General features: G+C 35.6%; 13 protein-coding genes. 9 read left to right on the forward strand and 4 right to left on the reverse strand.

The genetic code is table 11. The features are described from left to right. Positions 1 to 382: 382 nt before the first annotated feature. From AC3WSK_RS20015 to AC3WSK_RS20025, 3 genes are all read right to left on the reverse strand, one after another. Entirely contained in the window at positions 383 to 661 is a 279-nt protein-coding gene (locus AC3WSK_RS20015; protein ID WP_240518348.1) for a hypothetical protein, read from the reverse strand. A gap of 227 nt (positions 662 to 888) precedes the next feature. After that, on the reverse strand, positions 889 to 1,440 hold the full coding sequence (locus AC3WSK_RS20020) for a superoxide dismutase family protein (protein ID WP_427484541.1): 552 nt from the start codon (positions 1,438 to 1,440) through the stop codon (positions 889 to 891). A 150-nt stretch (positions 1,441 to 1,590) separates the two neighbouring features. Further along, on the reverse strand, positions 1,591 to 2,397 hold the full coding sequence (locus AC3WSK_RS20025) for a 3D domain-containing protein (RefSeq protein ID WP_427484540.1): 807 nt from the start codon (positions 2,395 to 2,397) through the stop codon (positions 1,591 to 1,593). A 475-nt stretch (positions 2,398 to 2,872) separates the two neighbouring features. Here AC3WSK_RS20025 and AC3WSK_RS20030 point away from each other — a divergent pair, with 475 nt between their 5' ends. The 6 genes from AC3WSK_RS20030 (at position 2,873) to AC3WSK_RS20055 (ending at position 12,034) form a co-directional block, all read left to right on the forward strand. Beyond that, the gene (locus AC3WSK_RS20030) at positions 2,873 to 4,000 is read left to right on the forward strand and encodes a response regulator (protein ID WP_079563061.1); all 1,128 of its coding nucleotides are present in this window, start codon (positions 2,873 to 2,875) and stop codon (positions 3,998 to 4,000) included. Positions 4,001 to 4,374: 374 nt separating this feature from the next. Beyond that, positions 4,375 to 7,416, forward strand: a complete 3,042-nt coding sequence (locus AC3WSK_RS20035; protein ID WP_492414395.1) for an ATP-binding protein — start codon at positions 4,375 to 4,377, stop codon at positions 7,414 to 7,416. A 241-nt stretch (positions 7,417 to 7,657) separates the two neighbouring features. Beyond that, positions 7,658 to 8,347, forward strand: a complete 690-nt coding sequence (locus AC3WSK_RS20040; protein ID WP_427484537.1) for a response regulator — start codon at positions 7,658 to 7,660, stop codon at positions 8,345 to 8,347. After that, the gene (locus AC3WSK_RS20045) at positions 8,344 to 9,324 is read left to right on the forward strand and encodes a sensor histidine kinase (protein ID WP_492414396.1); all 981 of its coding nucleotides are present in this window, start codon (positions 8,344 to 8,346) and stop codon (positions 9,322 to 9,324) included. Before AC3WSK_RS20040 ends, AC3WSK_RS20045 begins: the two co-directional genes overlap by 4 nt. Before the next feature lie 114 nt (positions 9,325 to 9,438). Beyond that, complete coding sequence (locus AC3WSK_RS20050) at positions 9,439 to 10,200, forward strand: ABC transporter ATP-binding protein (RefSeq protein ID WP_079563058.1); 762 nt, start codon at positions 9,439 to 9,441, stop codon at positions 10,198 to 10,200. Next, on the forward strand, positions 10,190 to 12,034 hold the full coding sequence (locus AC3WSK_RS20055) for an FtsX-like permease family protein (RefSeq protein ID WP_427484535.1): 1,845 nt from the start codon (positions 10,190 to 10,192) through the stop codon (positions 12,032 to 12,034). The genes AC3WSK_RS20050 and AC3WSK_RS20055 overlap by 11 nt, the downstream gene beginning before the upstream one ends. 435 nt (positions 12,035 to 12,469) lie before the next feature. Here the strand turns inward: AC3WSK_RS20055 and AC3WSK_RS20060 are convergent, their stop codons facing one another. Beyond that, positions 12,470 to 12,910, reverse strand: coding sequence for a hypothetical protein (locus AC3WSK_RS20060; protein WP_079563055.1), 441 nt, complete (start codon positions 12,908 to 12,910; stop codon positions 12,470 to 12,472). A gap of 311 nt (positions 12,911 to 13,221) precedes the next feature. Between AC3WSK_RS20060 and AC3WSK_RS20065 the strand changes: the two genes are divergently transcribed. The 3 genes from AC3WSK_RS20065 to AC3WSK_RS20075 all read left to right on the forward strand — a co-directional run bounded on the left by AC3WSK_RS20065 (position 13,222) and on the right by AC3WSK_RS20075 (position 15,430). Next, entirely contained in the window at positions 13,222 to 13,806 is a 585-nt protein-coding gene (locus tag AC3WSK_RS20065; RefSeq protein WP_492414398.1) for a DUF4352 domain-containing protein, read from the forward strand. A 369-nt stretch (positions 13,807 to 14,175) separates the two neighbouring features. Next, a complete protein-coding gene (locus AC3WSK_RS20070) occupies positions 14,176 to 14,814 on the forward strand; it encodes a YfbR-like 5'-deoxynucleotidase (protein WP_492414399.1) in 639 nt (212 codons plus the stop codon). A gap of 103 nt (positions 14,815 to 14,917) precedes the next feature. Continuing rightward, on the forward strand, positions 14,918 to 15,430 hold the full coding sequence (locus AC3WSK_RS20075; protein ID WP_079563053.1) for a zf-HC2 domain-containing protein: 513 nt from the start codon (positions 14,918 to 14,920) through the stop codon (positions 15,428 to 15,430). The last annotated feature ends 41 nt before the right edge of the window (positions 15,431 to 15,471 follow it).

Genomic DNA, 15,471 nt, shown 5'->3' on the forward strand with positions numbered 1-15,471 from the left:
TGTTATCTCCCTATAGTTGTTAACACTAGCAATCATACCCAAAAGATACAAATCAACTTTTGCTAGCTTTTGAACATATTTTGATAATGACTTTCCTTGAAATTTCTCGCTAAGTTATGTAAGTGCTTCTATTCCACTCATTTTTTAACTGCCAAAGGAAAAAAACTTACTCGTTCCCGTAGCTTACTATGAGCGGTCACTTTCTTTTATCGCAATATATAAACTTGCAAGGAATGCTCATAATTCAAAAAAACATTTACTTTTTAGTTTTAAATTTTTGGTTTATTAGAAAAAACATACTAAAATTAGCATGTTTTAGAAATGCTTATAAAATGATAAATTCTTATTTTTTCATTCAGGCCGAAGCCCGTCCCTTTTTTACTTAAGCTGTAACACTCGTTTTACCATTTTGATTGTCATCACCGTTACCTTTATGCTGTGTTACATACTGAATAACAAACATCGCAATAAAGATGGCTAAACCTGCCCAATCTGAAAACTTTTCTGAATAGATAAGAAGTAAACCAGCTGCAATCGCAATAATGCGTTCAAACCAAAGCATTTTGCGATACCAGTATCCGATTACTCCCGCACCTATAGCTACCATTCCTGTAGCTGTGAATACTCCCCATATAATTTGAGGTATAGTTGTCTCTATCATTAACAACACAGGTGAGATTGGAAGGGGTACCCCTCCCACCTAAACAAATTCAATTCTTCGCATAAAATTTATCTAAGATCACTTGACTGGAGGTAAGAAAGTGCCCAGCCGGAACAAAAATCAACCTCACGTTATGGTGATGAACTAAAAGTTTCATCGATTTTTACCCTTAAAACAAAAAACTGTATCTAAAGTGATTTTCTTTAGATACAGTCGATTTATTGTCCTTATTGAATAATGCCACAAGCAATTCTAGCACCAGAATTACCTGAAGGATCTGTTTTATAATCATCCTCTGATTCATGAATGATTAATGTCGTTCCCCCATCTCGTAACAATGAGTTAGCAGCATTTTTTTCTAATGTTAGCCCTTCAGCCAAAAAGTTTAAATCCACTTTACCATCTTCTCCAACTTCTAAATTTGGAAGATCTCCTAAATGATATCCCTTAGGGTTATCCTTCCCATGCTCTTTACTCGTTGGATTAAAATGAGGACCTGCTGATTCAAATGTTGGTGGCTCACACTTCCCAACGGAATGAATATGAATGCCATGTGTTCCTGCTGGCAATCCTGATAGTGCGAGTGTCATCTTAACCCCATTATCCTCTTCCTCAAAATATGCATTGCCATAACTTTCATTATTTTTACCAATTACTTTCGCGGTTGCAGTTAGTCCTGAATTTGCGTTAACTGCCACTTTTTGCTCCTTCTTTTCAAAGAAACTACAACCACCGACAAATACTAATAAAGAAATTATTATTAAGCTCATTTTTTTCATAAAAATCCCTCCTCTTTTTGATGGTTTCCAACAATCCTTCCACTTATGCAAGTTCAATGGGAATTTTGCAAATCATTGATTAAGGAGTAGTAAACTTTAAACAATATAAAAAGGGTATCTTCAGTTCAAGGAGACACCCTCTCAAATACATTAATTTAAAATTTTTACAATTACATTTTTGACGCCCCACTGACGAGCTTGTCCCTCGGTAGGAATAAATACATCAATTTTATTACCTTTTATCGCTCCACCAGTATCTGCTGCAATTGCTTCACCATAACCTTCAACCCAAACCCTTGTCCCAAGAGGAATTACTCGTGGATCTACAGCAATTACCTTTAAGTTTGGATTCGATCTTATATCTGTTCCATTCGCTGTAATTCCCGAACATCCTTCGCAATACGCGGTATAGGCTGTTGCTCGCATTGTGAACGTTTTTCCCGTAGTTGTCGGAGCACTCACAGATTTTGTACTAGCTGTTGCAACTTTATTACTTGAAGCTGTCGCTTGCTTTTTACTTGATGTCGTTGCTACCGTTTTAGGTTTGCTTTCGGACGTTTTAGGTTTTGCTGCCGAAGCATTGATAGCCAATGATTCACCTACATAAATTAGATCAGCAGATGCAAGGTTATTCCATTCCTGTAATTCTTCCACTGACACATCATTTTCACGTGCAATTGTAAATAAAGTATCTCCGGCCTCAACAAAGTGTTGGTCTTTCGGCGAATTATCATTTTTCTTTTCGGCTATATTTAAATTTTGCTCTGGATAAAACCATCTTGCTTCTGAGTCGATCATTGGCTCATAATCTTCTAAAGTTAAATTGTAAATTTTCGAGATTCCCCAAAATGCATCGAATGGCATAAAAGTGAGTTTGTCCTTTGCAGATGATGGACTGGCAAATAAACTTAATCCCAAGGTTAATGTTACCGCTAAAGCTAAAGCTTGTTTTTTCATATTTTTGTAACCTCCACATTTTATTATTTCGCAGTCTTCTGCTAGCACACTAGATTTAGGCTCTTAATGCTAGAGAATACAAGCAATCATTCAGGACAACAGACCTGATATTACGAATTATTGCTAAAATTGCGGAAAAATATACAAGTGCAAATATATTTTTGGTAAATAAACAATTTTATGGAGGAAATATTAGAACTCTATTTGCAATCTTTATATGTTGGAAAATAAGTATTTTCATCCGATAATAAGGAGGAATGGAGGGTAAAAATTAATTCAATAATGTCTTCTCAGATGATGGAGCTACAACATACTTTACAAATGGGTGTTATGCAAAATGTGGTCAATCTAATACTGCAGCAGCAAGAGACCATACATCCGTAAAAAGGGTCAGTCATTGATATTTTAATTTAACCTACTTCACTGAGGTATAATTGATATCAGGTTAATAAACATTAGAAAGTTGGTGGCCTTTTTGATTCGAGCGATAGTAATGGATGATGAGCCATTAGCGCTTATAAACATGGAGAAAAAGTTAAAGGAATTTAATTCAATAGAGGTCGTTAGATCTTTTACGACTGTAAAAGATCTGCTTGCAATAGGGCCAAGCTTGGATTTCCAAGTGGCATTTTTAGATATTGAAATGCCTGGCATGAACGGTTTAGAGATTGCACAGCTTTTAAAAGAATGGAACAAAAATATTTATATCGTATTTGTCACTGCGTATCGAGACTATGCAGTACAAGCATTTGAAATTCACTCCCTTGACTATTTATTAAAGCCTATTTCAAAAGCTCGTCTAGAGACAACTATTAATAGAATCCAAGAACTCCTTCACCTAGAAAATAAACCGAATCCTATAGAAGTACGAAATAAACCCGCACTTACGATCCAATGCTTTGGAGGATTCGTTGTTTTACATAATGACAAAGCAGTCCATTGGAGAACGCTTAAAACAAAAGAATTATTTGCCTTTCTTCTTTCCAATCTTAATAGTCATGTTCCTCGCGATACAATCATCGAAGCTTTATGGGCAGACACGGAATGTAAAAAGGCACGAGTACAGTTACATACAACAGTTTCCTATCTACGCACCACGCTTTCAGCATTAGGTTATTCAGAAGTCATACAGTATGCAAACGGCTGCTATGTTTTGCAATTAGAGGATTTTCAATGTGATGCCCATAACTTGGAGCATATTTTAAATGATAAAACGGAGACTGGTAAGATTGATGTAGGGAGAGCTGAGGCGCTCGTACAAAATTACCAAGGCGAATTTATGTCCTCATTAGATTATCCCTGGATTACTGGTAAAGCAAGTTTTATGAACAACAAATTTACTCTTTTACTTCATGATTTATTAGAGCACTATACATCAATTGATGATGCGGAAAAACGAGAGCATATATTACTTTTAACAGTAGAACATACCCCCTATTCCGATAAAACCATCCAACAGCTAATGAGGCACTATATAGAAGTTGATCATCGAGCAGGTGCAGTAAAGGTTTACAACACCTTTAAAAGTATCTTGATGTCGGATCTCGGTATTTTACCAAAGCAAGAAACAACTGAGCTGTTTAACGCTATATCTGTTGAATAATTCTAGGCATCGAGAAGATACCCTCGATGCCTAATCTTATTGGCGAACAGGTATTATCAATATGACTCTGCATGAATGTGTCCAGAGGCTTTAACTTGAATTTACCTACACTATATTATCTCTCCCCTTGAAATCATTCGTCACACCCCTTAATGAAAACTAATTCACCCAAAAATATAATTGACACATACAATAGGCAGGAGCTAAGATTTCACGCTATTCTCGTGTGAAAGTGAGTAGCCCGAAGCGAAAATCAACTCTTTCTGATTAGTCTGAAAGTATCTTTTTTATAAATTTTTTATTCCCATTTTCTAAATTTCATGGCATGGTGAATATAGGCCTTTTAATACATAAAGTAAATTTCGGAGGTTCTTATGTCACTGTTAAAAAAAGCGACAATACGACATTCGCTTTTCATCATTTTAATTTTTATAGTTCTTACTACACTTCGTATACTATGGCTTGCCTATTTTTTCCCTTCCAGTGAACAAACGATTGCCAAGGAAGGTGTATTTGATCTACGGGATCAGCAGTTATCCGATGAAGAAGTTCTTAACTTAGATGGAGAATGGCTCTACTATCCCGGATTATTAATAGATCCGTTAAACACTGCTCATAACAAATCTCTCCAATCGTTTGAACAAGCTACCCGGGTGATTCCCACGCGAGATTCTGAGGCAACTGCAGAACGATACGGTTCATACCGTTTAAAAATCTTACTCAATGACACTGCCCCCAAAGATAATCGTTATGCCGTTGAGATTCCTTCCGTGTCAACTGCTTCAGCATTATATCTTAATGGGAAGTTGGTTGAACAGTCTGGAAAAGTAGCTACCGATTCACAAAGTCATCAAGGCCAAGCTACTCCTTATACGCTTTACTTTACAAATGAGCAGCCTGAAATTGACTTAATTTTACACGTGTCTAATTTCGATACATCAGAAAGTCTTACCATTAATAAAAGAATTTTATTTGGCTCTGCTGTAGCTATGGAAAATCGCCAAATTATAAATGATTTATCCCTTGCTACAATCTCAATAACACTACTATTATTCGCACTTTTTAGCAGCCTTGTGTTTTTATTTATTTATCCAAGACCAATTGTTTTACTGTTCACAATAGGTTTTCTTTTACTTTTAGCAGATGAGTTAATTTCATACGATCAATCTATGCTCGATTGGTTACATCTCAATTATGTATGGTCATTCAAACTATCTACTATCATTTATCTCGGGGCTTCTTTTTTCTTTGTTCAATTTATGCGTGTTTTACTAGTCAAATATCATCATGCTAAATGCTTTCAGTGGCTCTTCGCTTTCTACGCCCTTTCAGCATTTTTCACTATCGTCTTACCAGTTAATTGGTTATACTCAATAAATTCTTTTTACTTTATACTGTATGTCATTTCATTTTTATCTGTAGTAGTACTCGCTTTAAGAGAGTATCTTGAAAATCAAAAACAGAGTACTGCATTTATAGCATTGACGGCTCTCGGAACATTAAACGGCATCATATGGGCATATATCAAATCCAACTATTTTTATGATATACCAATGTATCCATTCGATTATTTGTTTATCATGCTTGGTTTTTCAGGTTATTGGTTTAAACGTTTTTTTGAAAATAAAGAGCAGATTAATCAATTGATTGCTAAATTACAAAAAGACGATGCTTTGAAGGATGAATTTTTATCCAGTAGCTCACAAAAACTATGGGATCCTATGAATAAAATGATTACGTTAGGGCAATCCATTTACGATAATCCAAACAATAAGCTTATGGATGATGATAAACAAAACCTAAAACATCTTATTGATATCGGGAGAAGCATGTCATTTTCATTAAATGACATATTAGACTTTACTCGTTTAAAAGAAGGTAACTTGCATCTCCATAAACAGAACGTCAGCATTCAAGGTACAGTTTATGGCGTTTTTGATTTGTTACGTTTTATAACAATCGGTAAACAGATTCAAATGAGTTCAACAATTCCTAGGGCATTCCCTAATGTGGTGGCCGATGAAAATCGATTGATTCAAATTCTTTTTAATCTCCTACACAATGCTATTAAATATACGAGTGCAGGATCTATAAAAATCAGCGCCCAAATCGAAAATAATATGGCTGTTATCCATATTCGTGATACCGGGCTAGGAATGGATGATGATATCCAAAGTCGTCTATTTTCCCCCTACGAACAAGGAAATGATAATAATGATGGAATCGGCCTTGGATTATTAATTTCAAAGAGGCTGATCGAATTACATGGAGGAACTTTACAAATACACTCTATTCCTAACAAAGGATCGGATGTCTTTTTCACCTTACCATTAGCAGATGAAAACGTTAATGAGGAGCAATCCTATATCGAGGAAGAGGACACGCATCTTCTTGTTGAAGAAAAAAATTCATCATCTATAACGGAAAAGCAATTCAACATTTTAATGATTGACGATGATCCTATTAACTTAACAATTATGCGTAGCTTATTTGCAACTTCGGAATATGCTGTTACTACAGTTACTAGCAGTGAGCAGGCATTAGAATTGCTACAGCAAGAAGATTGGGATCTAGTCATTATTGATGCGATGTTACCTTATATATCAGGCTATGCATTAACTGAAATTATTCGAGAGCATTACTCATTGCTTGAATTACCTGTCTTAATATTAACGGCTCGAAATTGTTCCGAGGATGTTTATACTTGTTTCGCCCATAGTGCAAATGACTATGTGACAAAGCCCATTAATTCTTTAGAGTTAAAGGTAAGGAGTAGAGCCCTAATCGATTTAAAATATAGTATCAATCAACGACTACATTTAGAAACAGCTTGGCTTCAGGCCCAAATACAACCTCATTTTTTATTTAATACATTAAACTCAATTGCATCACTTAGTACGATCGATACAGACCGAATGATTGACTTAATGCATCATTTTGGTGAATATCTACATGCCAGCTTCGATGTGCGGAATTTACAGCGAGTAGTATCACTTAAGGATGAGTTAGAGCTAGTACGGTCATATCTCTATATTAGTCAGCAGCGTTTTGGAGACTTACTAAATATCGAATGGGATATTGATGACAATATAAATATTGAAATCCCGCCTATCTCCTTACAAACTTTAGTGGAAAATGCAGTTGTTCATGGTGTATTAAAACAGGAAGAAGGCGGTACAGTTTGTATTCGTATAAAGAATTGTCCGAATCATGTTGCAGTAAGTGTTATAGATAATGGGGTTGGGATTGATTCAAATCTATTAGATGAACTACAATCCGGTAGCTATTCGCCAAGTTCTGGTGTTGGGCTACGTAATACAGATTTACGACTTAAAAGGATTTACGGACAGAGGTTACAAATTAATAGCACGTTAAATGAAGGAACAACTATCACCTTCCACATTCCAAAAAAATAAATAAAAGAGGTCATCACATTCCCAATTGGGTTTGTGGTGGCTCTTTTTTATAATTTCAAGTTACAATTACTTTACTCAATAGAGAATATTAATGGATTATTTAAAATCAGGGTACATTAAAAATATATAAATAAGAAGAAGGCTACTCAGCGTAACGTGGGGTTGATTTCCATGACATACGTTTTAAACAAATGTTATTCCCAACTTTCGGTGATGAGCAAAAAAAGGAAAGGTCGATACTATGTACAAAATTTACATAATAGAGGACGATATCAATATTTCAAAAACCATTGAGGAGCATTTATCAAAATATCAATTTGAATGCTATACCGTTCAACAATTTAATCAAATAGTAGAAGAATTCCAAGCAATTCAACCCCATCTCGTTGTTATGGACATTAACTTACCAACCTATGATGGGTACTTTTGGTCGCGCAAAATCCGCCAGTTATCCAACTGCCCTATTATTATTGTATCTGCTCGTGTTAATGATATCGATCAAGTATATGGTATTGAAAATGGTGCGGATGATTTTATTACGAAGCCCTTCTCACTAGATGTGCTTATGGCAAAGGTGAATGGTCTTATTCGTCGTACATATGGAGAATATGCTTCCTCTGATTCTAATTCGATTTCCATCGCAAATACAACATTAAATGCTAATACAGTTCGTCTTTACACCGAAAAGCATGAGAGCCTACTAACATTAAAAGAGATGCAGCTTAGCACATTACTATTTGAAGCTTATCCTAATGTTGTTCCTCGTCAAAAATTGTTAAGTGCTATTTGGGATGATGAATCCTTCGTTGAGGAAAACACTTTATCAGTTAATATTGGCCGATTACGCAAAAAATTCGAGGCAATCCAATCTAGACTAGAAATTAAAACAATTCGCGGACTTGGCTATCAATTAGTGGAGGCAGAAGAATGAAGCTCTTCTTTCGAGATCATGTAAGTGTAATTATTCTTTATTGTGTAAGCTTTCTATTATTACCTTGGATTATTCATTCCCTGGATGATTTAGCTTCGCACTATCTTTACTTCATATTTCTCGTGAGCTTCCTATTTATCGTTTGGTTGATTGGACGTTATTTTCGAAGAAGAAAGCTCTATACTCATTTACAGAAGAGCACATTAACAGGCGATGACCTCTATCTGCATGAACCACAGGCTACAATGGAGCAAGCCTATAGCCAAAAACTACGACAAATGCAATATCTATACTTAACACAGCAGCAATATCTAGAGGAGCAAGGGAAAGAAAAACAGCTTGTACTTTCACATTTTGCCCATCAAATGAAAACACCATTGTCGGTTATTCAGCTGATGATCCAATCTAATGCAACTAACCAATCAGAGTACTTACAAACAATTAATCAGGAATGTGATAAGCTGACGTTTACCTTGAATCAGCTACTAACTTATGAACGCACGTCCAATCTAGTGGCTGATTTAAAAATAGAAGCACTTTCATTAAAGGAGCTTACGAAGGAAGTTGTTAATGATTTAAAGGATTATTTCATCGCCAAAGAAATTTTTCCAAAAGTGACGATTGATGAACATACAATTATTTATTCAGATCGTAAATGGTTAAAGATTGTGCTTTATCAAATCATCAATAACGCCATTAAATATGCTGAGTCTGAGAGCTCTATTCAAATCATTTACGACGAAGCTACTTTACGCATTCAAAACTGTGGAGAAACAATTCCGGAGAGTGAAATTTCACGTGTCTTTGATTTATTTTATACAGGCATGAAAGGTAGAATGAGCGGTGAAGCAACAGGTATAGGCTTGTATTTAGTGAAAAAAATTTTAACTATATTAGAGCACCCTTTTACTTTACAATCCCATGAGGAAGTCACGAACTTTTCCATAGACTTTTCAAATAGCGTAAAAAAAACATAATTATACGCCCAATATGACAACATTGTCATATTGACGTCATTTAGCCAAATAGGTAAAATGCCGCTCCTTCTTTATACTTAAGCTATTCAATCGAAGTAAGGGAGTTGTTCAAAAATGGGAAGCTCGATTCTACAAGTGACCAATTTGCAGAAAGAATATATCGGGGAAATCACATACAAGGCGTTGAATGGCATAGATTTTCAGCTTGGTGAGAATGAATTCGTAGCCGTTATGGGGCCTTCAGGAAGTGGAAAAACTACATTTTTAAATAGCGTGTCAACAATCGATCGTCCTACCGCTGGTGAAATTCTTATCAATAATAGGAATCCTTATTCTTTAGATGATGAAGAACTTGCAAAGTTCCGTCGTTCAGAATTAGGCTTTGTCTTTCAAGATTTCAATCTTGTCCACACGTTAACGGTGAAAGAAAATATTTTATTACCGTTAACATTAGATAGCTTACCTGCCGATAAAATGCAGCAACGACTTCAACATGTATCTCAATTTCTTGGAATTGAAGAGCTTCTGCCAAAGCGAATTTATGAAATTTCTGGCGGGCAAAAACAACGTGTAGCTATTGCTCGTGCGGTTATTCATAAGCCAAGTTTATTGTTGGCAGATGAGCCTACAGGGAATCTCGATTCAAAAGCAGTAAACGATGTCATGCACTTATTTAGTTCGATTCATACTGAACTGAAAACTTCTATTTTAATGGTGACACATGATCCTTATGTAGCAAGCTTCGCCAGTCGAATTATATTTATTAAAGATGGTAAATTATATAACGAAATTCATCGTGGTCATAATCGCAAACAATTTTACCAGGAAATCATGGACACACTTGCTTTTTTAGGTGGTGGACAGCATGAGCTTTAATCATATCGTTGTTCAAAACATTTTACGTGATAAATGGACCTATGTTTCGTATTTCCTCAGTAGTATGTTCTCTATCATTATTTTCTTTCTATTTGCAGTCATCGCTTTTCATCCAAGTCTTAATAGTGTAGATTCAAACTCATCACTTGGTATTTCATTAATGTTGGCGAGTATACTCGTTTATTTATTTTCATTTCTTTTCATTGCGTACTCAATAATGGCCTTTTTAAAGAAAAAAACAAAAACACTAGGTATTTTTATGATTACTGGTGCATCGATGAAACAAATTCGTACGTTAGTCTTTCGTGAAAATATACTAATCGGTATCATGGCGATTATTACAGCCATTATTCTTGGTCTTGTCATTGCCCCTCTCTTCTTAATGGGTGCCAAGGTTGTTTTAAAGGCAGAAACTTTCGGTATGTATATGCCTATTAAAGCGATTGGTTTAACTATTGGTTTATTCCTTGTATTATTCGTCGTGATTTCAAAAATAATGACAAGATTTATTAATAAAGAAGCGTCCATTCAATTATTAAAAAGTGATGCTGTTATTGAAAAATCGATAAAACCACATTATCTTTTATTAGTCATTAGTCTTATTATTACTGCCACTCTAGCTTATTTATCAAAAATCAATCCTGACATTGTAGATAGCCTCGGCATTCTATACTACACGGTGTTTTTTGTGAGTATTCTTTCTACAATTTATCTAATCATCTCACAAGGAATGCTCTTCTTGCTAAAGGCTTTTGAGAGATCCTCAGCTTATATGAAACGAACGAATATGCTACTGGCTTCCAATCTTAATGCGAAAATGAAATCGCACGCAAATATGCTCTTTTTAATCACTCTCTTATTAAGCGGTGTCTTTTTAAGTACAAGTATTTTGTTTAGCTCTTACTATAATGTTGAAAAGGATAGTGAGGCAAATTATCCATACAGCTTTCAGTATATTGCCCCTCCTAAGGCTGACCCAAGTAAGGTAGAAGCTGATATTGAAAATCTTGAAAAACAATTATCCGCAGTGGATTCACAAAAATATTTTATTGAATTTAAATCAAATGAAGAACTTCGTATAGGCTACATGTCAATTTCTGATTATAACTTGTTACACAACGAAAAGGTTAGCATAGGTGCAAATGAAGTTATAGCAGTTGCTGGTAATCGTAAAGCATTACCAATTACTGATGTAAATGATGACAAATATCTAAAGCATTTTAAGCTTGTATCTGTAAATGAAAAAAATCTATTAACAACAGGTTTCCAACAAACGTATTTCATTGTACCTGATGATGTTTATAACAGTATCGAATATCCTGTCTACAAAGCCTACTTATTTGAGCTTATCAATTGGACGGCACATACAGAGCTGGCGAAAAAGATTATTGAGGATTTCCCACATATACATGAGGAACGTTATGTAACTTCAAAAATCGACCTGTACGACACGGAGATGTTTACAAAAAGTGTTATGTTTTTTATCGGCTCTATGTTGAGTTTGATTTTCTTAAGTGCGGCAATGAGTATACTCTACTTTTATTTACAAACGACACTTCTTCAAGAAAAAGAAAAGTATGAAGGTATACGGAAACTTGGGCTATCTAAAAAAGAGTTATTCACAGTTGTTTCTAAAGAGCTAGCCATCCTTATATTTGTACCATTCGCGATAGCTATTACGATGTTATTTGCTACATTATTTGCCATGCGAACAATGGTTTCCACAGCATTTTTACAAGTCTCTATGATGAGCTCTTTATGCTTCTTTGCATTGTTCTTCATTAGTTATTTATTCATTCGCAAAAGCTATTTCAAACGCTTGCTTAGCGATTAATGAAAAAAATTCGCACTCCTCTCAGGGTGCGAATTTTTCATATTGTTGAAAACCTATTTGGGTCAATGAAATAAAGGATGGATCTTCTGCAAAACGAGGGGTTGATTTCCGTTTCGACTGAGCGCTTTCCTGGGGGCGTCCGATGAGCCGCTTCACTCGCGTTGCTCGCTCCAGGGTCTCGGGCCAACACGAGGTTGGTCACGAAGGCGTTATCACAGGATGTGATGTTCTTAGCCTTCGTTCCTCTATTGCTAATCCCCAAGGAGTCGCTCAGTCTCCACTCCAGTCAACCACATCACATAGCATGTATCCTTTGGTATATCACTCTAATTATAGGGATAAACGAAACTTCAGCCAATAGATCTTTTTTGTGCGAAAGCGCAGTGAAACGTAGCGGCAGCAACATTAAAAAAACTTAGGTGCATTTTTTATCCTTTACCAAAGCACAGGTTTTGCTACCATTAGCCATAACATGATTAGCAATAACAAAATGTACATCCATGCTTTGCGATGTAGCAGTGCAGCAAATTTTTGCTGGTCATAGGCAGGTGTGTTGAATGTCTGTAATGTTGGTTTGAACGCTCTTGCTAAAAAAACAATAGAGGCAAACATCACGAGGAATGTAAGAACAATCCACGAGGTACTCCAATGATAGCCGGCATGCCACATTAATAAAATACCGGATGCAACAAGAACATGCCCCGAATGCTTGACGATCGTAATTGCTCCTTTAAACGCCTCAATGTAAGGTGACATTTCAACATGAGACGCTGTACGCATTTTCTTAACAATTGTTAGAACAACGAACAAAGGCCCAATCGAAAGAACAGCGCTTAAAATATGTATGTAAAGAAGAATTGTATAAATTGAAATCATGTTGCGTACTCCCCTTTTCACGGAATCGAAAAGGATTTCCTTGTGCTAGCACAAAGCCGATTCCGGACGCAATTATGCCGACGCATAATTGATTCATTTCTCCCTCATTATAGCATTCAACACAAGCGAGCTTTATCGCCAATTGTGAATCCTTTGTAAACGCAAATTGAATCATTGTTAGATACTAGCTTAACAGCGGACCAATTACAATTAACTGTTTTTATTCCCTATTAATTTTACTACTGACACATTATAGTAAATTTGGTATAGTTTCATATGAACGAAATATTACATATTAAAGGAGAGTTACTATGAAGAAATTTTTCAAATTTGGATGTGGCGGATTAATAGCCTTAATCATTCTTGGAGTAATTATCGCTGCACTTGGTGGTGGTGATAATTCAACTAAGGATAAAGAGAACGGAAAACAACCAGTTTCTACTGAGGTTGGAAAAAAAGACGATAAAGATAAAGTTGTCGGAATCGGTACAGCATTAGAAGTTGGAGATGCAGTCTTTACACTTAATGGAGTAGAATTAGCGGATCAAGTAGGACCTTCTGTATTACCGAAAAAAGCAAGTGGAAAATACGTTGTGCTAGATGTTACTTACAAAAACAATGGAAATAAAGCTGTAACTATTGATGCAAGCTTCTTTAAATTACAACGAGGTGAAAAAACATACGAATCCGATAGTGTTGCAAGTATGTCTGCAAACCAGGGTAATGATGGAAACATTCAAAACAGCTTCTTCTTACAGGAAGTAAATCCAGACATGGAGATCAAAGGTAAGGTTGTGTTTGACCTTGCTCCAGAAGTAGCAGAAGCAACTGATTTACAACTTCAAGTACAAACTGGTATTTTTGGTACTGAAACAGGTTTAATTAATTTAAAATAATTATCGAAGCCGCTTAAAACGAGTGGCTTTTTTCTACAAATAAATTTGAGAATATTGATCAGTTTTTCAAATAGCTTAAAAGTAATTCCTTCACCTGTGTTTATAAACTTTCTTATTGGGGAAAATTTAATATAACTTTCACAATATATTAAAGAAGTAAAGAGCATGACTAATTACCACATTTAAAGCAATACCGAAGAGCATAGCCTATCATAATTAGAGATATCGTACGCATTGATGTTATGTGAGCAGTTTGTTCCTGACAATAGTAGCAAATATGCTTGGTGATACACCTAGATAATTGTAAATTTGTATCCCTAGACTCTTCAAAACATATTATAGTAACATGCACATATAGAACAAAAAGGAGTGATTTTTATAGGTATTCATCAATTTTTTACAAGTCTAAACGATTTAGAGCGTATTATTCGATGCCCTGGACGCTTCAAATTTGAAGAGCACAATGTGGCTGCCCACTCTTGGAAGGTGTCACAGTATGCGATGTTTTTTGCCACACTCGAGGAAATGAATGGAGCTACAATTAATTGGAAATCATTATATGAAAAAACCATCAATCACGACTTTGCTGAAGTATTTATCGGTGATATTAAAACTCCAGTAAAGCATGCGAGCCCAGAGCTTAAAAAAATGCTTGCACATGTGGAAGAAAAAATGATGGAGAAATTTATTATTGATGAGATCCCACAAGAGTTTCAGGCTATCTTCTTCGAGCGTATGAAAGAAGGTAAGGATAAAACTATCGAAGGTCGCCTACTTGAGTTTGCTGATAAGCTTGACCAATTTTATGAAGCCTTTGCTGAGTTAAAGCGCGGAAACACAGATAAAGAATTTGTGCATATGTATCAATCTGCCCTTTCCAAGATTTTAACTATTCCTCTTGATGCGTCGGTTCACTATTTCCGTACCGAGATTCTGAAGGATGCTGTGAAAGAAAAAACACATATTGATATTCAAGCTTTGACAAATGAAGTATTAACGTCAAATTAAATAGGTGCATGTACAAGTTTTCCGAACGAATGAACTCGCGGAAGGCTTTTTTTATTTCCTCCAAAAAGTCGTATAATGGAAAGGAGCGATTGGAGGGAAGCTTTTGTCACAGGAATGTTCAATTGTAGAGGATTTATTACCTTTGTATAAGAAACAAGCGCTCCAAGCAACTACTATCCAATTTGTCGAGCACCATTTAGCTAATTGTGAGCATTGTCGGCAACTCGCTACTTCAAAGCAAGGACTAGGCTATCCTTTACTAATGAAAAGAACGGTAACATTTTTCCATCTTGTTTTTATCGTACTATCCTTTATGTTTGCCATTAACTCTTCCTTACTTGGCAATCAAACAAGCTTTGTTGTATCGTACGCGATTTTCGGCTGTCTTACTTATTTCTTTTACAAAAATATTTGGATTGTTTTTGCCATCAGCTCTGTACCTGTTTTTGTATGGGCTATTATTGACAATATCAATAACCCACTCTATGTCACCTACTACTCATTCGCAGAAATCGGTACACTGTTGATTGGAGCTAGCTACATAGCACTTTTACATACTATTTTTGCACTAATCGGCGCTGCTTTTGCTATTTTATTTCGTAAGTTTAAAAGATAATGTTCCACCTTGCAGAAAGAAGTTGTCTCAAGTATTTGAGA

This window comes from Lysinibacillus sp. EB271-A1-10B (genome assembly GCF_058791335.1).

What these genes read in the sequence shown, in the direction of transcription:
- AC3WSK_RS20040 (WP_427484537.1), top strand. Translation starts at nt 7,658, where the DNA reads ATGTACAAAATTTACATAATAGAGGACGATATCAATATTTCAAAAACC.
- AC3WSK_RS20055 (WP_427484535.1), top strand. Translation starts at nt 10,190, where the DNA reads ATGAGCTTTAATCATATCGTTGTTCAAAACATTTTACGTGATAAATGG.
- AC3WSK_RS20035 (WP_492414395.1), top strand. Translation starts at nt 4,375, where the DNA reads ATGTCACTGTTAAAAAAAGCGACAATACGACATTCGCTTTTCATCATT.
- AC3WSK_RS20050 (WP_079563058.1), top strand. Translation starts at nt 9,439, where the DNA reads ATGGGAAGCTCGATTCTACAAGTGACCAATTTGCAGAAAGAATATATC.
- AC3WSK_RS20020 (WP_427484541.1), bottom strand. Translation starts at nt 1,440, where the DNA reads ATGAAAAAAATGAGCTTAATAATAATTTCTTTATTAGTATTTGTCGGT.
- AC3WSK_RS20065 (WP_492414398.1), top strand. Translation starts at nt 13,222, where the DNA reads ATGAAGAAATTTTTCAAATTTGGATGTGGCGGATTAATAGCCTTAATC.
- AC3WSK_RS20015 (WP_240518348.1), bottom strand. Translation starts at nt 661, where the DNA reads ATGATAGAGACAACTATACCTCAAATTATATGGGGAGTATTCACAGCT.
- AC3WSK_RS20025 (WP_427484540.1), bottom strand. Translation starts at nt 2,397, where the DNA reads ATGAAAAAACAAGCTTTAGCTTTAGCGGTAACATTAACCTTGGGATTA.
- AC3WSK_RS20045 (WP_492414396.1), top strand. Translation starts at nt 8,344, where the DNA reads ATGAAGCTCTTCTTTCGAGATCATGTAAGTGTAATTATTCTTTATTGT.
- AC3WSK_RS20060 (WP_079563055.1), bottom strand. Translation starts at nt 12,910, where the DNA reads ATGATTTCAATTTATACAATTCTTCTTTACATACATATTTTAAGCGCT.